This is a genomic window from Rhizobium sp. 05N49, assembly GCF_056396805.1.
Genome location: NZ_JBFTME010000026.1, coordinates 44,275 through 63,778, shown reverse-complemented (window position 1 = coordinate 63,778; position 19,504 = coordinate 44,275). Strand labels below are relative to the sequence as shown.

The 19,504-nt window shown below is 59.1% G+C and carries 16 protein-coding genes, 1 tRNA gene and 1 pseudogene; 13 read left to right on the top strand and 5 right to left on the bottom strand.

Translation table 11 applies throughout. The features are described 5' to 3' along the window. The first annotated feature begins 46 nt into the window (after positions 1-46). The gene (ftsH, locus tag AC1DF8_RS32160) at positions 47-1,978 is read left to right on the top strand and encodes an ATP-dependent zinc metalloprotease FtsH (RefSeq protein WP_029869039.1); all 1,932 of its coding nucleotides are present in this window, start codon (positions 47-49) and stop codon (positions 1,976-1,978) included. A gap of 242 nt (positions 1,979-2,220) precedes the next feature. Beyond that, positions 2,221-3,573, top strand: a complete 1,353-nt coding sequence (gene glmM / locus AC1DF8_RS32155; protein WP_029869038.1) for a phosphoglucosamine mutase — start codon at positions 2,221-2,223, stop codon at positions 3,571-3,573. 76 nt (positions 3,574-3,649) lie between these two features. Here glmM and AC1DF8_RS32150 read toward each other — a convergent pair whose 3' ends face one another. Continuing rightward, positions 3,650-4,261 (bottom strand): class I SAM-dependent DNA methyltransferase, encoded by a 612-nt coding sequence (locus tag AC1DF8_RS32150; protein WP_478156675.1) that lies wholly within the window; start codon positions 4,259-4,261, stop codon positions 3,650-3,652. 322 nt (positions 4,262-4,583) lie between these two features. On the opposite strand from AC1DF8_RS32150, the gene AC1DF8_RS32145 reads away from it, so the two are divergent. Then, positions 4,584-5,429 (top strand): outer membrane protein, encoded by an 846-nt coding sequence (locus AC1DF8_RS32145; protein WP_029869203.1) that lies wholly within the window; start codon positions 4,584-4,586, stop codon positions 5,427-5,429. Positions 5,430-5,480: 51 nt separating this feature from the next. On the opposite strand, the gene AC1DF8_RS32140 is transcribed toward AC1DF8_RS32145, so the two are convergent. Further along, a complete protein-coding gene (locus AC1DF8_RS32140; protein ID WP_478156673.1) occupies positions 5,481-6,101 on the bottom strand; it encodes a TetR/AcrR family transcriptional regulator in 621 nt (206 codons plus the stop codon). Between the two features lie 92 nt (positions 6,102-6,193). Here AC1DF8_RS32140 and AC1DF8_RS32135 point away from each other — a divergent pair. From AC1DF8_RS32135 to serA, 3 genes and pseudogenes are all read left to right on the top strand, one after another. After that, positions 6,194-6,807 (top strand): annotated as a pseudogene (locus AC1DF8_RS32135) (NAD(P)H-dependent oxidoreductase). A 139-nt stretch (positions 6,808-6,946) separates the two neighbouring features. After that, the gene (locus AC1DF8_RS32130) at positions 6,947-8,125 is read left to right on the top strand and encodes a phosphoserine transaminase (RefSeq protein ID WP_478156671.1); all 1,179 of its coding nucleotides are present in this window, start codon (positions 6,947-6,949) and stop codon (positions 8,123-8,125) included. 84 nt (positions 8,126-8,209) lie between these two features. Further along, positions 8,210-9,805 (top strand): phosphoglycerate dehydrogenase, encoded by a 1,596-nt coding sequence (serA, locus tag AC1DF8_RS32125; protein WP_029869124.1) that lies wholly within the window; start codon positions 8,210-8,212, stop codon positions 9,803-9,805. Positions 9,806-9,895: 90 nt separating this feature from the next. Here serA and AC1DF8_RS32120 read toward each other — a convergent pair whose 3' ends face one another. Then, a complete protein-coding gene (locus AC1DF8_RS32120; protein WP_478156669.1) occupies positions 9,896-10,114 on the bottom strand; it encodes a hypothetical protein in 219 nt (72 codons plus the stop codon). 271 nt (positions 10,115-10,385) lie between these two features. Here AC1DF8_RS32120 and AC1DF8_RS32115 point away from each other — a divergent pair, with 271 nt between their 5' ends. Further along, positions 10,386-12,467, top strand: coding sequence for a putative bifunctional diguanylate cyclase/phosphodiesterase (locus tag AC1DF8_RS32115; RefSeq protein WP_478156667.1), 2,082 nt, complete (start codon positions 10,386-10,388; stop codon positions 12,465-12,467). On the opposite strand, the gene AC1DF8_RS32110 is transcribed toward AC1DF8_RS32115, so the two are convergent. Beyond that, positions 12,459-13,337 (bottom strand): LysR substrate-binding domain-containing protein, encoded by an 879-nt coding sequence (locus AC1DF8_RS32110; protein WP_478156665.1) that lies wholly within the window; start codon positions 13,335-13,337, stop codon positions 12,459-12,461. The two genes, AC1DF8_RS32115 and AC1DF8_RS32110, sit on opposite strands and share 9 nt — an antisense overlap. A gap of 107 nt (positions 13,338-13,444) precedes the next feature. On the opposite strand from AC1DF8_RS32110, the gene AC1DF8_RS32105 reads away from it, so the two are divergent. Further along, positions 13,445-14,569, top strand: a complete 1,125-nt coding sequence (locus AC1DF8_RS32105) for a TDT family transporter (RefSeq protein WP_478156663.1) — start codon at positions 13,445-13,447, stop codon at positions 14,567-14,569. 300 nt (positions 14,570-14,869) lie between these two features. Continuing rightward, positions 14,870-15,970, top strand: a complete 1,101-nt coding sequence (locus AC1DF8_RS32100) for a mechanosensitive ion channel family protein (RefSeq protein ID WP_478156661.1) — start codon at positions 14,870-14,872, stop codon at positions 15,968-15,970. A 2-nt stretch (positions 15,971-15,972) separates the two neighbouring features. On the opposite strand, the gene AC1DF8_RS32095 is transcribed toward AC1DF8_RS32100, so the two are convergent. Continuing rightward, positions 15,973-16,929, bottom strand: a complete 957-nt coding sequence (locus AC1DF8_RS32095) for a DMT family transporter (RefSeq protein WP_478156659.1) — start codon at positions 16,927-16,929, stop codon at positions 15,973-15,975. Between the two features lie 264 nt (positions 16,930-17,193). On the opposite strand from AC1DF8_RS32095, the gene mnmA reads away from it, so the two are divergent. The 4 genes from mnmA (at position 17,194) to AC1DF8_RS32075 (ending at position 19,500) form a co-directional block, all read left to right on the top strand. Further along, positions 17,194-18,393: a tRNA 2-thiouridine(34) synthase MnmA gene (gene mnmA, locus AC1DF8_RS32090; RefSeq protein WP_478156657.1), complete on the top strand. Its 1,200-nt coding sequence runs from the start codon at positions 17,194-17,196 to the stop codon at positions 18,391-18,393. Positions 18,394-18,524: 131 nt separating this feature from the next. After that, positions 18,525-18,601 (top strand) — tRNA-Met (locus AC1DF8_RS32085). Between the two features lie 91 nt (positions 18,602-18,692). Beyond that, complete coding sequence (locus AC1DF8_RS32080) at positions 18,693-18,944, top strand: hypothetical protein (protein WP_112972078.1); 252 nt, start codon at positions 18,693-18,695, stop codon at positions 18,942-18,944. A gap of 118 nt (positions 18,945-19,062) precedes the next feature. Then, positions 19,063-19,500 (top strand): universal stress protein, encoded by a 438-nt coding sequence (locus AC1DF8_RS32075; protein ID WP_478156655.1) that lies wholly within the window; start codon positions 19,063-19,065, stop codon positions 19,498-19,500. Positions 19,501-19,504: the final 4 nt, after the last annotated feature.

Genomic DNA, 19,504 nt, shown 5'->3' with positions numbered 1-19,504 from the left:
ATATGACGGCCGCCATGAGGCGACTGTTCCAGTGCTGGGGAGTTCAATGAACCCTAACTTACGTAATTTCGCCTTGTGGGCGATCATAGCGCTTCTGCTGATCGCCCTCTTCAGTATGTTCCAGACGGCTCCGGCGCAGACGGGTTCGCGTGAAGTCCCTTATTCGCAGTTCCTGCGTGAGGTCGATGCGGGTCGCGTGAAGGATGTCGTGGTCACCGGCAACAGGCTGACCGGAACATATCTGGAAAACAACAATACCTTCCAGACCTATTCGCCTGTCATCGACGATAGTCTGCTGGATCGCCTGCAGTCCAAGAATGTCGCCGTCACTGCGCGCCCGGAAACCGATGGTTCCTCCGGCTTCCTGAGCTATTTGGGAACGTTGCTGCCGATGCTCCTGATCCTCGGCGTCTGGCTGTTCTTCATGCGGCAGATGCAGGGCGGTTCGCGCGGCGCGATGGGCTTCGGCAAGTCTAAGGCCAAGCTTCTGACCGAAGCGCATGGTCGTGTAACCTTTGATGACGTCGCCGGTGTTGACGAAGCCAAGCAGGACCTGGAAGAAATCGTAGAATTTCTGCGCGACCCGCAGAAGTTCCAGCGTCTAGGCGGCAAGATCCCGCGCGGCGTGCTGCTCGTCGGCCCTCCGGGTACTGGTAAGACCTTGCTTGCCCGCTCTGTCGCCGGCGAAGCCAATGTTCCGTTCTTCACCATTTCCGGTTCTGACTTCGTTGAAATGTTTGTCGGTGTCGGTGCAAGCCGCGTCCGCGACATGTTCGAGCAGGCCAAGAAGAATGCGCCCTGCATCATCTTCATCGACGAAATCGATGCCGTCGGTCGCCATCGTGGCGCCGGTCTCGGCGGCGGTAACGATGAACGCGAACAGACGCTGAACCAGCTTCTCGTCGAGATGGACGGCTTCGAAGCCAATGAAGGCATCATCCTGATCGCTGCGACCAACCGTCCCGATGTTCTCGATCCGGCACTCTTGCGTCCGGGCCGTTTCGACCGCCAGGTCGTCGTTCCGAACCCAGACATCGTCGGCCGTGAGCGTATCCTCAAGGTTCATGCCCGCAATGTTCCGCTGGCGCCGAATGTCGATCTCAAGGTTCTGGCTCGCGGTACGCCCGGTTTCTCCGGTGCCGACCTGATGAACCTCGTCAACGAAGCTGCCCTGATGGCTGCGCGCCGCAACAAGCGTGTCGTCACCATGCAGGAATTCGAAGACGCCAAGGACAAGATCATGATGGGCGCCGAGCGCCGCTCTTCGGCCATGACCGAGGCGGAAAAGAAGCTCACCGCCTATCACGAGGCCGGTCACGCGATTACCGCGTTGAACGTCGCCGTCGCCGATCCGCTGCACAAGGCAACGATCATTCCGCGCGGCCGTGCACTCGGCATGGTCATGCAGCTTCCCGAGGGCGACCGCTACTCGATGAGCTACAAGTGGATGATCTCGCGCCTGTGCATCATGATGGGCGGTCGCGTTGCCGAAGAACTGACGTTCGGCAAGGAGAACATCACGTCTGGTGCTTCGTCCGACATCGAGCAGGCGACCAAGCTTGCCCGTGCGATGGTGACCCAGTGGGGCTTCTCGGACGAGCTCGGCCAGGTTGCCTATGGCGAAAACCAGCAGGAGGTCTTCCTAGGGCATTCGGTTTCGCAGTCGAAGAACGTTTCTGAAGCGACCGCGCAGAAGATCGACAACGAAGTGCGCCGTCTGATCGACCAGGCCTATCGGCAGGCCAGGGACATCCTGACCGAAAAGCACGACGAGTTCGTGGCTCTTGCCGAAGGCTTGCTCGAATACGAGACGCTGACCGGCGAGGAGATCAAGGCGCTGATCCGTGGCGAAAAGCCGGCGCGCGATCTTGGCGATGATTCGCCTCCGAGCCGCGGTTCGGCTGTTCCGAAGGCCGGTGTGCGCCCAGCTTCCAAGGGTGATGAACCCGAGGGCGGGCTGGAACCGCAGCCCCACTGAATTTGAACAGGATTTTTCCTAAAAGGCCGGATTTCCACAGGGAATCCGGCCCTTTTAATATTAGTAACAGGATATAATCAGTTTTCTTGGTAATTTACGTGCCGGGTACGCGGTTTTGTGGCATTCCGCTGACTAAAGACGAACTTGGATCAAGGTTTCAGGTCCAACACCAATCTTTGGATCCAGGTTCTTGCTTGAGAATGCATGAGCTTCCACGGCGCGCGGAAAGCGCAGGAGTGCATATGAAAAGACGCTATTTTGGGACGGACGGCATTCGAGGCGAAGCCAACATCTTCCCCATGACACCGGACCTTGCAATGCGGGTCGGCATTGCTGCAGGGACAATTTTTCGCAACGGCGCCCACCGTCATCGTGTGGTGATCGGCAAGGACACGCGCCTCTCGGGATACATGCTGGAGAACGCCCTCGTGGCCGGCTTCACCGCGGCTGGATTGGACGTCTTCCTGCTCGGTCCTATCCCGACGCCAGCGGTTGCCATGCTGACGCGCTCATTGCGCTGCGATATCGGGGTGATGATTTCGGCTTCGCACAATCCGTTCCAGGATAACGGTATCAAGCTTTTCGGTCCTGATGGTTACAAGCTCTCCGATGATATCGAAGCGCAGATCGAGGACTTGCTCGACAAGGATCTATCGGGGCAGCTCGCCAAGGCCGAAGAAATCGGCCGAGCCAAGCGCGTCGATGGCGATATCTATCGCTATCTCGAGCACGTCAAACGCACCTTGCCGCGCGATGTGACCTTGCAGGGTCTGCGCGTTGCCGTCGACTGCGCCAACGGTGCAGCCTACAAGGTCGCGCCTGCCGTTCTCTGGGAGCTCGGCGCCGACGTGGTGACGATCGGCAACGATCCGAACGGTACGAACATCAACCTGAACTGCGGTTCTACCAACCCGGTCGCCCTGCAGAAGAAGGTTGACGAAGTGCGCGCCGATATCGGCATTGCGCTCGACGGCGATGCGGACCGTGTCATCATCGTTGATGAGAACGGCTCGATCGTCGATGGCGATCAGTTGATGGCCGTCATCGCCGAAAGCTGGGCCGAGAGCCAGCAGCTGCGCGGCAGCGGCATTGTTGCGACCGTCATGTCCAATCTCGGTCTCGAGCGCTTCCTCGAGGACAAGGGTCTCGGCCTTGCCCGAACGAAGGTCGGCGACCGCTATGTCGTCGAGCATATGCGTCAGCACAATTACAATGTCGGCGGCGAGCAGTCCGGCCACATCGTGCTTTCCGACTATGGCACGACCGGTGACGGTCTCGTTGCTGCGTTGCAGATCCTTGCCGCGGTCAAGCGCACCGGCAAGACAGTCAGCGAAGTCTGCCGCCGGTTCGAGCCGGTGCCGCAGCTTCTGCGCAATGTCCGCATTTCCGGCGGCAAGCCGCTGGAGGATCTGCAGGTGGTGAAGGCAATTGCCGATGCGGAGGCCGAGCTTTCCAAGAACGGCCGCCTCGTCATCCGCCCCTCCGGCACGGAGCCGCTGATCCGCGTCATGGCAGAAGGCGACGACCGCGCGCAGATCGAGCGTATCGTCAACGATTTGATCGGCACGATTTCGAGCGTGCGCAACGCCGCCTGAAAGCGACGCCGCAGGAAAAGCTAGAAGCCGGCCTCGTTGCCGGCTTTTTTGTTGCCGCCGGTCTATTGCACCGGTTCTATTGCTGTTGAGCCAGCCAGACCGTGTGGTTGCCGCAGGCCGGGTCTTCAGCCTTGTGGGCGACAATCTCAAAGCCGTGTTCCGCAAGCAGGCTCCGATATTCGTCCGGGCTGAGGCTACTATGATAGAGGGGCTCGCCGACGAAGACGCCCATCGCTTCGCCATGCGCGGGACCGCTGGTGAACATCAGCGCCGTTCCCGGTTTCGAATGCGCGCGAAACAGTGCGAACATGCGCCGCTGGCCTTCGAAAGTCAGGTGGAAGAAGCTGTCCCAGGCGATGAGCCCATCGAAATTTCTGCCAAGCGAAAGATGGCGCATGTCCGCGACCTGCCAATCGGCGTTTGGAAAGCGCGCCTTGCACATGTCGATCAGGCTCGGTGACGAATCGATGCCGGTCACGGCATAGCCGTTTTCGATGAAATGCCGCGCGAGGGGTTCGCCGGAACCGCATCCGATATCGACGATCGACCCGCCTTGCGGAATCAGTGCTGTGAAGCGATCAAGCCAGCTCCGTTCAAAAAGAGTTTTGCCACGACTGCTATCCCAGAGCTTGGCGTGTCGTTCATAGAGGTCGGGAATGATGTCGGCGGCTTGCCTGTTGTTCTGCATTTGCTGGCTGATCCTGCGGAAAAATCTTCGATCTGTCTTAGTGGGTTCAATGCCGGAAGAACATGGGTGATGCGTTTGGCCTGGTCTTTGCGCATCTGCCGTTCGTGAATGTGAAGGTCGCGGGGGTTTTAGTTCAGCATCCTTCCGATCCAGGAAGTCGAAACAGGCAGATGGCCGACATTTACTTTTCGAGACGCGTTCTGCGCCGAATATTCACATTACTTCTTATGGTTAAGCAGCTTTTAACGTTTCCGATTCATTATCCATAAAAAGCATATCCGTTTTGGCGGCCTGCGCCGACGCAACCGACTGGAGTGAATCCATGAAACGAACTTTGTCCGGTATCTTCGCCGCGCTGTTGATCGCGTCGAATGCCTATTCTGCCGATCTTGCTCCGGTCGAACCCGTCCCGGAACAGCCGCCGGAAGTCGCGGTGACCGAATCGACCGGCTGGTATCTGCGCGGTGATATCGGTTATGCCTTTACCGATCTTCGTGGTGCGACTTTCTTCCAGGGAAGCAATGCTCTGGAAGCGGATTTCGATGACGCCGACCTCGACGATGCCTGGATGATCGGTGGTGGTGTCGGTTATCAGATCAACAACTATCTGCGCACTGATTTGACCTTTGACTACCTCACAAAGTCGGACTTCCGCGGTTCGACGGTTGGTGGCGGCGCTGCCTTCGGTGCCTGCGTGGTTGCATGTACTTCTACAGATGTATCGTCGATGACGGCCTATACACTGCTCGCCAACGCTTACGTCGATCTCGGCACCTACGCCTACTTCACGCCCTATGTCGGCGCCGGTATCGGTGGTTCCTACGTTAAGTGGAAGGATCTTCATAATGTCGCCTGCGCCGATGACGGCAGCGGTTGCGATGACGAAGTCGATCATGGCGGTCGTGGTGGCTGGCGCTTCAGCTACGCCCTCATGGCCGGTGCGTCGATCGACGTGACCTGCAACGTCAAGGCCGATGTCGGTTACCGCTATCTGCATATCAATGGCGGCAACATGTTCGGTTATAACGAAAACGGCGGCCCGGGCCGCGACCGTGGCGTCAACGTCCACGAAGCTCGCGTCGGTGCTCGTTACCTCTTCGGCGGCTGCGCCCAGCCGGTCGCCTATGAGCCGCCGGCAATTCCGCTGCAGCAGCCAGTCTACAAGTAAGGCCAATTTCAAGAATTATCGAAAGCCGTCCGCAAGGGCGGCTTTTTCGTTTCAGCTGACGTTTCTGGCCACCATTGCCAGAATGGTTTCGAAAAGTTCGCTTTCAGCCTGTCTGGCAGTGATCTCGCCGGTTGCCGCAGCATAGGAGAGAGTTTCGGCAGCGCCCAGCATTGCCCAAAGGCTGGCTGCGGCGATCGTCCCTGCGCCGACGAAAGGAGCAAGTACGGATCTGCATTGGTTCATGAAAACCACCTGGCACTCGTGCTTGACCTTTTCCAGCTCCGGTGAACTTGCCAGAGCGGCAATGACGTCGGGAATTTCACGCCCCTGCGTGAGAACGCAATCAATATACGAAGCCGCCATGACCTTGGCCTTGTCGCTCAGCGCCGGCCCGCTTTCGCGCAACGCAGTATCCATCAGCGCCGTCTGCCGATCATCGAATTCACGGTAAAGTTCCGCAAGCAGTCGCGGCCGGGTGCCGAAATGATCATAGACGACAGGCTTGGCGACGCCGGCTTGCTCGGCCAGTCGCCCCAGTGTCAGCGCCTCGGTGCCTTCTTCCCTGATCAATCGCCACGAGACATCCAGGAGTTGGCGATGACGGTCTTCTCTCGAAAGCCGGCGACGCGGGCGGAGAAGGGCGTGGTCGGGGTCGTTGTCGGCGCTTGACATTGTAACCTACGAAAAGTAACTTACCAAAGGTAGCTTACGAAAAGTATATAAGCGATCCGCTTTGACCGCAATCGCAATCAGGAGCTTTCGAGATGCATGCACTGATCGTTCTCGCCCATCCCGATTCCCACTCTCTCAGTCATGCCATTGCCGCAGGGATAGCCGAAGGCATAACGATGTTCGATGCCGGTAACTCCTTCGAAATTGCGGACCTGACGGAAGAGGCTTTCGATCCGAGATTCAACGAAGCCGATATCGCGGCTCATCGCCGGAAAGTCGAGGCACCTGCCGATGTCGCCGTCGAGCAGGCAAGGATCGATCGCGCCGATGCGCTTGTGTTGGTCTACCCTGTCTATTGGTGGTCCATGCCTGCCTTGATGAAGGGCTGGATCGATCGTGTTTTTGCCAATGGCTGGGCCTACGACGACATATCCGGCAAGGTTGTGAAAAAGCTTGGACATCTCTCCGTCCATCTCGTTGGTATTGGCGGTGCGGATGCGCGCACCTATGAGCGGCACGGCTATTTCAGCGCCATCAGGACGCAGATCGATCATGGAATTTTCGACTATTGCGGAGCTCTGTGATGACTTCGGAACTGCTTCTCGACTCGGATGCAGGCACTGGTGCCGTGCATATTGAGATGGCGTGCCGCATTGGCAGCAATGTCTTCAACGCAGCCGGTCGCGCGGCGAGCGGCGCAGCATAACCGGAAATGTGATCGCTGCTGCGGCAAAATAGCCTCCAGAAACGACATCACTCGCTTGACTATGACGGGCTTCGCCCATAAACACGGCGGCGGGACACTCCTCCCCAACGAGGAGCCATCTATCTGGAAGGGTAGCAATATGGCAAATACCGCAAAGCCGGACGTGCGTCCGCAAAATACTCATTTTTCTTCTGGCCCCTGCGCGAAACGTCCTGGTTGGACGCTCGAAGCTCTTTCCGACGCGGCCCTTGGCCGTTCGCATCGTGCGAAAGTCGGCAAGGTCAAGCTGAAGCAGGCCATCGATCTCACCCGTGAAATTCTGGAAGTGCCCGCGGATTACCGCATCGGCATCGTTCCTGCTTCCGACACCGGCGCCGTCGAGATGGCGCTCTGGTCGCTGCTCGGCGAGCGCGGCGTCGACATGGTCGCCTGGGAGAGCTTCGGTGCCGGCTGGGTCACCGATGTCGTCAAGCAGCTCAAGCTGAAGGACGTTCGCAAGATCGAAGCCGGTTACGGCGAACTTCCCGACCTTTCCACCGTCGATTTCGACCGTGACGTGGTCTTCACCTGGAACGGAACGACCTCTGGCGTGCGCGTTCCGAACGCCGATTTCATTTCCGCCAGCCGTAAGGGTCTGACGATCTGCGATGCGACCTCGGCTGCCTTCGCGCAGAACCTCGATTTTGCAAAGCTCGATGTCGTCACCTTCTCCTGGCAGAAGGTTCTGGGCGGTGAGGGTGCGCACGGCATTCTCATCCTGTCGCCGCGTGCCGTCGAACGGCTGGTCTCCTACCAGCCGGCATGGCCGCTGCCGAAGATCTTCCGCCTGACGTCTGGTGGTAAGCTCATCGAAGGCATCTTCCAGGGCGAAACGATCAACACGCCCTCGATGCTTTGCGTCGAGGATTATATCGATGCGCTTCTCTGGGCCAAGCAGCTCGGTGGCCTCAAGGCGTTGATCGGCCGCGCCGATGCGAATGCGAAGACGATCGCAGATTTCGTCGCTGCCAACGACTGGATCGCCAACCTGGCCGTCAAGCCGGAAATCGAATCCAACACCTCGATCTGCCTGAAGATCGTCGACAAGGACGTTGCCGCTCTGGATGCCGATGGCCAGGCGAACTTTGCCAAGGGCCTCGTCGCTCTCCTCGAGAAGGAAGGCGTCGCTTATGACATCGGCGCTTACCGCGATGCTCCGTCCGGCCTGCGCATCTGGGCTGGTGCCACGATCGAGACTGCCGACATGCAGAAGCTGATGCCCTGGCTTTCCTGGGCTTTTGCGACGCAGAAGGCTTCGCTTTCCCAGGCTGTTGCCTGATGTGATCGCATCCGGCTCCGCCTGATGGCGGAGCCCCGCATTCCCAATTCAAGTTTATCGCTGAACTCTTTGAAGGAGGCCCAAATGGCACCTCGCGTTCTCGTATCCGACGAACTGTCGGAAACCGCCGTCCAGATCTTTCGTGATCGCGGCGTCGAAGTCGATTTCCAGCCGCAGCTCGGCAAGGACAAAGACAAGCTGTTCGAAGTCATCGGCAATTATGATGGCCTGGCCATCCGTTCCGCCACCAAGGTGACCGAGAAGATCATCGAAGCCGCCAAGAACCTCAAGGTCGTTGGCCGCGCCGGTATCGGTGTCGACAACGTCGATATCCCGGCTGCATCGCGCCGCGGTATCATCGTCATGAACACCCCGTTCGGCAACTCGATCACGACTGCCGAACATGCAATCGCCCTGATGTTTGCGGTTGCGCGCCAACTTCCGGCTGCCGACACCTCGACGCAGGCCGGCAAATGGGAAAAGTCGAAGTTCATGGGTGTCGAGATCACCGGGAAGACGCTTGGCGTCATCGGTGCCGGCAATATCGGCTCCATCGTCTGCGCTCGTGCCATCGGCTTGAAGATGCACGTCATCGCCTATGACCCGTTCCTCTCCAAGGAGCGCGCCGAGGAAATGGGCGTCACCAAGGTCGAGCTCGACGAGTTGCTCGCCCAGGCTGATTTCATCACGCTGCACGTGCCGATGACGGACAAGACGCGCGGCATCCTGAACAAGGAAGCGCTCGCCAAGACCAAGCCCGGTGTTCGGATCATCAACTGCGCGCGCGGCGGTCTCGTCGATGAGGCGGCTCTTGCCGATGCGATCAAGTCCGGCCATGTTGCCGGTGCTGCTTTCGACGTGTTCGAAGTCGAGCCCGCCAAGGAAAGCCCGCTCTTCGGCCTGCCGAACGTCGTCTGCACGCCGCATCTCGGCGCATCGACCACGGAAGCGCAGGAGAACGTCGCTCTGCAGGTGGCCGAGCAGATGGCCGATTACCTCGTCAGGGGTGCGGTTTCGAACGCCATCAACATGCCGTCGATCACCGCCGAAGAGGCGCCGATCCTGAAGCCGTTCATCAGGCTCGCTGATGTTCTCGGCGCCTTCGTCGGCCAGGTCACGGAAGAGCCGATCAAGGAAATCGAGATCCTTTACGACGGCGTCACGGCCAATATGAACACCCGCGCGCTGACCTCCGCGGTCCTCGCCGGCCTGATCCGCTCGCAAGTGGCCGACGTCAACATGGTTTCGGCGCCAGTCATGATCAAGGAAAAGGGCATCATCCTCTCCGAGGTCAAGCGCGACAAGTCGGGTGTCTTCGACGGCTATATCAAGTTGACGGTGACGACGGAATCCATGACGCGTTCGATCGCCGGCACGGTCTTCTCCGACGGCAAGCCACGCTTCATCCAGATCAAGGGCATCAACCTCGACGCCGATGTCGGCAGCCACATGATCTACATCACCAATACCGACGTTCCCGGCATGATCGGCTTCATCGGCACGACGCTTGGTGCTGCCGGCGTCAACATCGCCAACTTCCAGCTCGGCCGCGACAAGCAGGGCGGCGACGCTATTGCTCTGCTCTATGTCGACGGCGCGGTTGACGACCTCGTGCTGGGCCAGTTGACCGCCAATTCGGCGATCCGCCAGGCAAAGCTGTTGGCCTTCAACGTCGACTGAGTTTTCCTCCCAAGGAAAGACATGAAAAACCGGCTCGGTCTCCGTGCCGGTTTTTTATTTGGTCCAGCGCGTGTCGTTGGTGACCTGTGGTCAGTGGCGGGTGATCTTTACGTCGTGATGCAGGAAGGTATCTCTGCTCGCGTCGAAAACCCTGAAGAACTCGTCCCAGGAAATATTCTCGACAGTGCTTTCCGGCCTGCCGAAATCAACACCGACCAAGCCACTTTTCATCCGGGCGGGATGGCCGCCGCGGGCTTCGATCCATTCCCGGATTTTATCGTGATCTGTCATTGCGGATGTGCCCATCATCGCCTCCATCCAGATGGGTTGTATTTTCAACCAGAAATAACGCCCTGAAAATGATTTGGTTCCACCGGGCAGTTACGCATGCGTTCGGGCTTTTGGCGCAGCTAACTGTTAGGACTTTCAACCGCGCCGCGAAACGGTGGCTTTTGGAAACTTTCACTGCTTATTTTGCATGCGTGCGCTTAAAGTTTAGGCCTCTTATGATTGTGATTTTATTTAGTTTTCTCGGCTACACCACTTCCGATATTGGTTCTAATTTCGCGTGAATTTCTCGATGGCCTCGTTTCAGACGAATTCCGGGCAGCCCGAAGCTCTTGTTGATGATTTCCGTTCGCTGTTTGCCACGCATCCCTCTCCTATGTGGGTCTACGATCCGGATACGCTGCGCTTCCTGATCGTCAATGACGCGGCGCTCGTGCTCTATGGCTACAGCGTCGAGGACTATGAAGGCATGACCGTGCTCGATATCCGCCCGGCTGCCGAACGGGAGCGGATGCTTAGCGCCATCCATGAGCGTACCGACATGGAGAGGGCCGAGCGCTGGACACATCTGAAGGCCAATGGCGAAGCTATCGAGGTTCTGACATACGGCCGGGAAGTACGTTTCGAAGGAAAGGCTGCAATCCTGGCGATCGTGCAAGATCGTACCGAGGTCAATGCCGCACAGCGCCAGATAACCAGTGCACGCTCGCTGCTGGACAGCATCGTCGACAACCTGCCGGTCGGCGTCTTCGTGAAGGATATGGAAGAGGATGGCCGCTACATCCTGCTGAACGAGGCGTGCGGCGATATCATGGGCTTTCGTGCCGGAGACGTGGTTGGACGGGTGGATCGGGATTTCTTCCCCTTTGAGCAGACTGTCGTCTTCCGCGAGCAGGATCACGAGGCGTTCGCCGCCGGTACGACGATCAGCTTCGAGGAGACGATGGAGCGGGCCGATGGCGGCAAGCGAATCCTTCGCACCGTGAAGCGCGTGCTGCCGGCGCCAGAGGGCAAGGAGCCGCGCTATCTGCTCGGCATTTCTCACGATGTGACCGAAGAGCGTGCGGTGGAGGCTAAGCTTGCACATCTTGCCACGCATGACTCGCTGACGCGCCTGCCGAACCGCGCCGCCTTCTCCAAGCATATCCGCAAGCAAACCACTACCGCTTCCACCGAAAAGCCGGTGGCGCTGCTCTACATCGATGTCGACCATTTCAAGACGATCAATGACAGCAAGGGCCATGCCGCTGGCGATGCTCTGCTGTGCCAGGTGGCGGAGCGTCTGCTGGCGCTGGCCGATGAAGGCGACCTCGTTGCGCGTCTCGGCGGTGACGAATTCGCAGTCGTGCTGCAGCTTGTCGAAGCCGGCCGGGCAGAGCGTTTTGCCGATCTGCTGCTCAAGTCGCTTGCGAAAGCCTTCGATCTCGACGGCGCACGGGAGCATGTCACCTGCAGCATCGGCATTGCGTTGGCACCAGTCGATGCCGGCGAAGCCGATGTGCTGATGCGCCATGCCGACCTCGCGCTTTATGCCGCCAAGGAAAGCGGGCGCTCAACCTACCGCTTCTATGAGCCTGCCATGCGGCTCGAGGCAGAGCGCCGGCATCATCTGACTGGCGAATTGCGCGACGCGCTGGAATACGGACAGTTCGAGCTTTACTACCAGCCCATCGTCCAGCTCGAGGATGACGGCATCGGCGGCTTCGAGGCGCTGATCCGCTGGAGGCATCCGGTGCGTGGCATTGTGGCGCCGATGGAATTCATTCCGCTTGCCGAAGAGACGGGGCTTATCGTTCCGATCGGAGACTGGGTCCTGCGCGAGGCGTGCCGCGTAGCTGTCACATGGCCGGACCATCTGAAGATTGCGGTCAATCTCTCCGTTAGCCAGTTTCGCCACGCAAGTCTGTTCTCGAGCATTGTCGGCGCGCTCGATGAGACCGGACTTCGCCCCGAGCGGCTGGAAATCGAGATCACCGAATCCGTCTTCCTGGCTGATGTGGCACAGAGCCTGCCGCTGCTTCGGGCGCTGAAGGAACTCGGCGTTCGCATCGCGATCGACGATTTCGGCACGGGCTATTCTTCACTCAGCTACTTGCGGGCCTTCCCCTTCGACAAGATCAAGCTCGATCGCAGCTTTGTTTCCGGGATAGAGACCGACCCCGGCAATCTTGCCATCGTGCGGGCCGTCGCCGGTATCGGCTCCGRCTTCAACGCGGTTACACTTGCCGAGGGTATCGAAACCGAGGAACAGCTGAAAAAGCTCAGGGCCGAAGGTTTCGGTGAAGTGCAGGGATATCTTCTCGGCAGACCCATGCCCCAGCGTGAAGTCGAGGCGCTGATTTACGGCCGTCAGTTGAAGAAAGCATCAGCCTGAGATCATCGCGTCAAAAGCATCTGCCGCCTTGCTGCGATAGCGCTCCTCGTGCCGCAGCAGGAAGAAGGGGCGGGGCAAAGGCGGGATGTTCACCTCGGTGAGCAACCCGTTTTCCAGCTTCATCGCAACGACGCTGCGCGACATCAGCGTCGCGCCGATGCCGGCTTCGACAATACCGACAAGTGGTTCGTTCTCCGGAAGGACCATTGCCACATCAAGCGCATCGATATCGAGACCGGCCTTCTGCAAAAGGCTTTCGAAGGCAAGGCGGGTGCCCGAGCCCCGTTCGCGCAAGACCCACTGCGCTTGTGGAAAATCGATCGGGCTGCGTGGTCTGCCGTCCGCCCAAGGGTGATCTGGAGCAACGACGACGATCATCTCATCCAGTGCAACTTGCCTTGCGGATATGCCCCGCCGTTCGTTTGGCCACTCGATGAGGCCGAGTTCCACCTCGCCATGTGCAACGGCATCCGACACTTCGGCAGTATTGCCGATGCRTATTGTCAGCTCGATACCCGGATAGTTTCGCCGGAATGCAGCAAGCCGTGGTGAGAGCCAATAACCGCCGATCGTCTGGCTCGCCATAAGTGACAGCTCGCCATGCATCAGCCCTGAGAGGTCCATAAGTGCTGCTTCCGCTGCTCTGGCGCTGGCGAGGACGGCCTGCGCTTCCTTCAGAAACAATTGGCCGGTCCTGTTCAAAACGATCGAGCGGCCGACGCGGTCAAAAAGTGTCACTCCATGTCTTGTCTCCAAGGCTGTGATCGCCGCGCTGACGGCCGACTGGGTCATATTCAGATGGGCAGCTGCTTTCGTGATGTGCTGTCGCGCTGCCACTTCGGTGAATATTCTCAGCTGTTCCAATGTCATGTTGCCTCCATCGATTATTCGATTTTATCGAATGGAATGACAAAGATAAATCGTTGGAATCGATTATTTTGCGGCGATATGAAAGCGGTCAACGAAAGGAATTCGCCATGACCGTCCTTCAGTTTTCTCAGTCCGTGCCGACCGTTCATACCCGGGGGCGGATTCTGCGCCACTTCACGCCCAACTGGTTTGCAACGACAATGGGGACCGGCATTCTTGCTGTTTGTCTCGCCCAGTTTCCCGGCGTGCCGGCGCTGCACACGGCAGGCGAGGCGCTTTGGCTTGCAAATATCGCCTTGTTTGCAGTGCTGACCTCTGTTTACGGCGGCAAGTGGCTACTGCATCCCGGTGCTGCGCTCAGGGCCTTCGATCATCCTGTCGTCTCGATGTTCTTTGGCTGCATTCCCATGGGGCTTGCGACCATCGTCAACGGCTTCCTGATCTTCGGGCCATCCCTGTTCGGCGATACTGCTATTACCATCGCTGCGCATCTGTGGTGGGCCGATGCGGCGCTCGCGGTTCTGGCGGGCCTTGCCATTCCGTTGGTCATGTTCACGCGGCAGCAGCATGCAATCGAGCATATGAGCGCCATCTGGCTGTTGCCGATCGTTGCCTCCGAGGTCGCCGCTGCAAGCGGCGGATTATTGGTGCCGCATCTTGCCGAGGGCGCGCAGCTTCCGGTGCTTTTTGTAAGCTTCATGCTCTGGTCGTGTTCGGTGCCTTTGGCGCTCGGCATTCTCGTCATCCTCTTTCTGCGGATGGCTCTGCACAAACTGCCGCCGGCCAGCATGGCAGCGACGAGCTTTCTGGCCCTAGGCCCCGTTGGCACGGGAGCGCTTGGTCTTGCACTGTTTTCTGCCAATGGCGGGCAGGCTCTTGTCGCCAGCGGCCTTGGTCAGCTAGCTCCGGCGATTTCGGGTGCGGCTTTGCTTGGTGCTCTCCTGCTTTGGGGCTATGGCCTGTGGTGGCTCGGCCTGGCGGTCGCCATCACCATCAACCACCTGCGGCGGGGCTTGCCCTTCAACCTCGGCTGGTGGGGTTATACTTTCCCGATCGGCGTCTATGCCGTCGCGACGCTGCGGCTTTCCAGTATCTTCCCATTGCTGGCGCTGACCGTGTTCGGGGAGGTTCTGGTCGTAGCCCTCGCTGCTGTCTGGGTTGTCGTTGTCGTCCGCACAAGCCGCGGCGCCTATAATGGCTCTCTCTTCGTCGATCCGAGCTTGGAGAGCTGATAGCCGGCGCGCTGATGGAACTGCCTCAATCATTCGTTATTTTGAGAATTCTGGTCAGCATTGCATACTCTCCCACGGGCTGGAGAAGGAGGATGCAGATGAAACGCTACACGTTCTCGATGATCGGTCTGGCGATCGTGACTGCCATCATCGCCAATCCGGGCATCGCACTTGCCTGCAACAAATTGATCGGCACATGAGCCGATAGCACCCACCTCTTACCTGAAGGCGCAGCTTCGGCTGCGTCTTTTTTGATGGCTTTCCCTTTCCCATGCTGCATCGCACCCTAACTGCGAGCGCATGACGGAATTCCTGGACGATATTCGCGCAGAAGGCATCTGGCTGCCGGACTGGCTTGCAAGCGCCATCATCTTTGCAGTGGTCATATCGGTCACGCTCTTTGCGCATCGCCTCCTCTTCCGGCTGCTGACACGGCTGGTCGAGGGCCGGGATCTATTATGGCGCTCGCTCGTCTCGCGCCTGAAACGGGTCGTGCGGCTTGCCATGCTGGTGGCAGCACTTTCCTTCGGCGCGACAATTGCGCCGCTGACGGATCTGCAGTCGGCGACCGTGCGCCATACCCTCTTGATCTTCTTCATCGTGCTCGTCGCCTGGATGGCGAAGATCGTCAAGCATATCTGGATGACGGTTTATCTCCGCCGCTTCAAGCTCGATGCCGAGGACAATCTTCTGGCGCGCAAGCATGTGACGCAGACGCGCATCATGGAGCGTATTGCCGATCTCCTCATCGTCGTGGTGGCAATATCGGCCTGCATGATGACCTTCGATGCCGTCCGGCAATATGGCGTCAGCCTGCTCGCGTCTGCCGGCGTGGCCGGTATCGTCATCGGCCTTGCGCTGCAGCCCGTGCTGAAAAACCTGTTTGCGGGCATCCAGCTTGCCATCACTCAGCCAATCCGTATCGACGACGCACTTTTGGTCGAAGGAGAATGGGGCAAGGTGGAAGAGATCACCTCCACTTACGTCGTCGTGCAATTGTGGGACTGGCGACGATTGATCCTGCCGCTCAGCTATTTCATCGAGAACCCGTTCCAGAACTGGACGCGCGAAAGCTCGGCGCTGATCGGCACCGTCATGATCTATCTGGATTACAGCGTGCCGCTGGAAGTGATCCGCAGGAAGGTCGAGGAGATCGCGAAGGACTCGCCGCTATGGGATCGCCGCGTCGTCAACATTGCTGTGACGGATTTCCGCGAGGCGGTGATGGAAATCCGCATTCTCGTCTCGGCATCGAATTCCGGCCGCACCTTCGATCTGCGCTGCGAAGTGCGCGAGAAGCTGATCGATTTCATCCAGCGCGAATATCCGGCGGCCTTGCCGCACATGCGCGCTGTCATGAACGAGCCGACGGCGCGAGACCGGCGAGAAGCGGCAGAATAGATCTACCGCTTCGGCGCTCCCGCATCGCCTTCTACCGGTGTCGTGGCGATCGGCGACTGTGCATCGCCCGAAGCGACGGCGGCTGGCAGGGGCACACGGCGCTTGCGTTCGCGGATCAGTGTCAGCAGACCGGAGCAGATGATAAGCACGATGCCGAAAGCCATCGGCAGATCGACGCTGTCATTGAAGAAAAGATAGCCGAAGGCAATCGCCCAGATCATCTGGCTATATTGCGGCGTCGCCACCAGGGTTGCCGGAGCAAGCCTTGCTGCTGTCATCAGCATGACGTTGCCGGCGGCCCCCAGCACGCCGTAGCTTGCGAGAAACAGCCATTGCTGCGGGCTTGGTGCCACCACCTCAGAAAGCATGAGCAAGCCGCTGACGACAAGGGTGCCCAGCAGCGACGCGCCAAACAGCGAGAGGCGTTTTTCAGCCGGACCGAGCTTGCGCAGGATAACGATGGCGATGGCAGCGCTGATCGCGCCGATCGTCGCCGCCAGATGACCAATCGACAATTCGCGGAAACCGGGCCTCAGAACCACGAGCACACCCAGAAAACCGACGATGACGGCCGCCCAACGCTGCCAGCGCACATCCTCTTTCAGGAAGATGACCGAGAGAATGGTGACGAAGGAGGGGAGCAGGAAAAGCAGGCAGAAGGCCTCGGCCATCGGCAGCTTGGTAAAGGTGATGATAGAGGCGATCGCGCCGATCGCGCCCGCGGCAAAGCGCACCATCCAGAGCGGCCGGTTCGTCGTCCTGAAAATGTCGAGCCATGAATCGCTCGGTCCCTTGATGAAAGGCAGCGCGGTAATGCTAAGGATCGCGCCTGTGAAGGCGACCTGGAAGGAAGGAACCGTGCCGTGCAGGGCCTTGATGGATGCATCGCTGAAGGCAAAGACGGCATAGGCCGCGAATGCGACTAGGACGCCACGAAGCGTGGTGGAGGCGGCTGTCATTTATCCGAATCTTAAAGAGGTGGGTCATTTCATCTACGGGATGAAATGCGGTCTATCAAAGGTTGATTGCGAATAGCTGCAATGCATGACCCGCGCATGACGCCATCGGAAGCGCCGGAAAAGCCGGGTCTTGCGTCGGAGCCCAATAGTTTCTATATCCGTCGCCCATGCAGGCAGCGGCCGATCCCGCCGGAAATACAGGAAATCCGCCACATTCCGACGTGAGAAAGGCGGATCGAAACAGCACAGAATTTGGCAGCACCCGTGAACACACTGGATTTTGACAAGAAGCCGGAAGACACCCGTGTCGTCGTCGCCATGTCTGGCGGCGTTGACAGTTCCGTCGTGGCCGGGCTTCTCAAACGCCAGGGATATGATGTTCTGGGTATTACGCTGCAGCTTTACGACCATGGCGCTGCGGTCCACCGCGCCGGCTCCTGCTGCGCGGGCCAGGATATCGACGATGCCCGCCGTGTCTGCGAAACGCTCGGTATTCCGCATTACGTGCTCGACTATGAGAAGCGGTTCCGCGAAACCGTCATCAATCCCTTTGCGGAAAGCTATGTTGCAGGCGAGACGCCGATCCCCTGCGTTGCCTGTAACCAGACCGTCAAGTTCGCCGACCTCCTGGCGACTGCCAAGGAGCTTGGCGCCGACGCGCTGGCGACCGGCCATTATATCCGCTCGCGTCTAAATCCGTCGTCCTGCAATCCCGGCCGCCGCGCACTCTACCGACCGGCCGATGCCGATCGCGACCAGAGCTATTTCCTCTTCGCGACGACACAGGAACAGATCGACTATCTGCGTTTTCCCCTTGGTGGGCTGCCGAAGGCAGAGACCCGCCGGCTGGCCGAAGATATGGGGCTCGTCGTCGCCAAGAAGGCCGACAGCCAGGACATCTGTTTCGTGCCGCAGGGCAAATATTCCGACATCATCACCAAGCTGAAGCCGAATTCGGCTTTGGCCGGCGATATCGTCCATCTCGACGGCCGCATCCTCGGCCAGCACGAGGGCATCCTGCATTACACGATCGGCCAGCGGCGCGGCATCGGCATTGCTACCGGCGAGCCGCTCTATGTCGTCTATCTCGACGCCCGCTCGCGCCGCGTCATTGTCGGCCCGAAGGAGGCGCTCGAGACGCACCGCGTCTATCTGCGCGATGTCAACTGGCTGGGCGACGAGACGCTTCAGGTTGCAACGTCAGGCGAAGGCTTTGCCTGCTATGCCAAGGTTCGCTCGACCCGCGCCCCGGCGCCGGCTGTGCTGCACATGGATGCGAGCGGCACCTATGTCGACCTGACGGTCGGCGAAGCGGGTATTGCGCCGGGCCAGGCCTGTGCGCTCTATTCGGCTGCCGGCGACGACGCCCGCGTCTTCGGCGGCGGCTTCATCGAACGTTCCGAGCGCGAGCCCGATGCAGAGGCCTCGCTGAAGGCGCTTTTGAGCCAGCCGGCGGCCGCGTAAAATTCCCGGGGAAAGGCGATGCGGCGGCACGGCCTTTTTCTCCATCATATGCTTGACACAAAGCTGCTACGCTCTTAATAAGCCGCTCATCCGACGGGCTGAGCGCTTCGCGAAAGGCTCGTTTGAATAATGGCTGGGTAGCTCAGTTGGTGAGAGCGCAGGATTCATAACCCTGAGGTCGGCGGTTCAATTCCGCCCCCCGCTACCATCTTTATCAACGACAGAAAACAGTCGATGCGCGCGGGTTGCGTAACCGGTATAATGGTGCCTCACGGCATATCGTTGCCCGGGGATCCACCATGAAATACGCTATTGTCGCAATGCTTCTCCTCGCCGCCGGCTGTAGTACGACGACGGAGGATCAGCCTATTCCCGGTAGTCTGACCTACGGTGGCAAGGTTATTCACTCGCCTTACAAGCCCGGCACCGTGATCAAACATACTTTCCTCGGCGACTTCGGCCTTCGGCAATTCGAGCGTTATGTCGTTCAGCCAGACGGCACGCTCAAGCTTGCTTCCCGTATTGAAAGCGAGGACTTCCTCTGGAATTGAGTGAGGTGCTTTAGAAATCCGCCGTCTCAGTCCGGCGTTGACCTGCGTCAAGGCGCGGGATTACGATTGTGGTTGAATTCCTGCCTTATTTGAATTCAGCCATCAGAACGGATCTCCCATGTACAATCGCATATTGCTGCCCACCGACGGCTCGGAACTTTCCGCCCGGGGTGTCGATCATGGTCTTGCGCTTGCCAAGGCGCTCAACCTTCCCGTGACGGTCATCAGCGTCATCGTGCCGCTGACCGGTTTTGCGCTGCAGGGGATCGTGCAAGCGGAAGCGATGGACAGCTATAACGAGGGCCGCCGGAAAGAAATCGAGGACCTGGAAAAGATCATCGGCGAAAAGGCCAGGAATGCCGGCGTCATCGCCGACTTTATCAGCAAGGTGCACCTGTCGCCAGCCGCCGCAATCCTGGAAACGGCGGCAGAGCAGGGCTGCGGCCTGATCGTCATTTCTTCGCATGGCCGTCGGGGGATCTCGCGGCTCATGCTCGGCAGCCAGACATCCGAGGTGCTGTCCGAGGCCGGTATTCCGGTTCTGGTCGTAAAGTAGCGGC

Excerpts from the sequence above, each read along its gene's own strand:
- ftsH (WP_029869039.1), top strand. The coding sequence starts at position 47 with ATGAACCCTAACTTACGTAATTTCGCCTTGTGGGCGATCATAGCGCTT.
- glmM (WP_029869038.1), top strand. The coding sequence starts at position 2,221 with ATGAAAAGACGCTATTTTGGGACGGACGGCATTCGAGGCGAAGCCAAC.
- AC1DF8_RS32150 (WP_478156675.1), bottom strand. The coding sequence starts at position 4,261 with ATGCAGAACAACAGGCAAGCCGCCGACATCATTCCCGACCTCTATGAA.
- AC1DF8_RS32145 (WP_029869203.1), top strand. The coding sequence starts at position 4,584 with ATGAAACGAACTTTGTCCGGTATCTTCGCCGCGCTGTTGATCGCGTCG.
- AC1DF8_RS32140 (WP_478156673.1), bottom strand. The coding sequence starts at position 6,101 with ATGTCAAGCGCCGACAACGACCCCGACCACGCCCTTCTCCGCCCGCGT.
- AC1DF8_RS32130 (WP_478156671.1), top strand. The coding sequence starts at position 6,947 with ATGGCAAATACCGCAAAGCCGGACGTGCGTCCGCAAAATACTCATTTT.
- serA (WP_029869124.1), top strand. The coding sequence starts at position 8,210 with ATGGCACCTCGCGTTCTCGTATCCGACGAACTGTCGGAAACCGCCGTC.
- AC1DF8_RS32120 (WP_478156669.1), bottom strand. The coding sequence starts at position 10,114 with ATGATGGGCACATCCGCAATGACAGATCACGATAAAATCCGGGAATGG.
- AC1DF8_RS32105 (WP_478156663.1), top strand. The coding sequence starts at position 13,445 with ATGACCGTCCTTCAGTTTTCTCAGTCCGTGCCGACCGTTCATACCCGG.
- AC1DF8_RS32100 (WP_478156661.1), top strand. The coding sequence starts at position 14,870 with ATGACGGAATTCCTGGACGATATTCGCGCAGAAGGCATCTGGCTGCCG.
- AC1DF8_RS32095 (WP_478156659.1), bottom strand. The coding sequence starts at position 16,929 with ATGACAGCCGCCTCCACCACGCTTCGTGGCGTCCTAGTCGCATTCGCG.
- AC1DF8_RS32080 (WP_112972078.1), top strand. The coding sequence starts at position 18,693 with ATGAAATACGCTATTGTCGCAATGCTTCTCCTCGCCGCCGGCTGTAGT.
- AC1DF8_RS32075 (WP_478156655.1), top strand. The coding sequence starts at position 19,063 with ATGTACAATCGCATATTGCTGCCCACCGACGGCTCGGAACTTTCCGCC.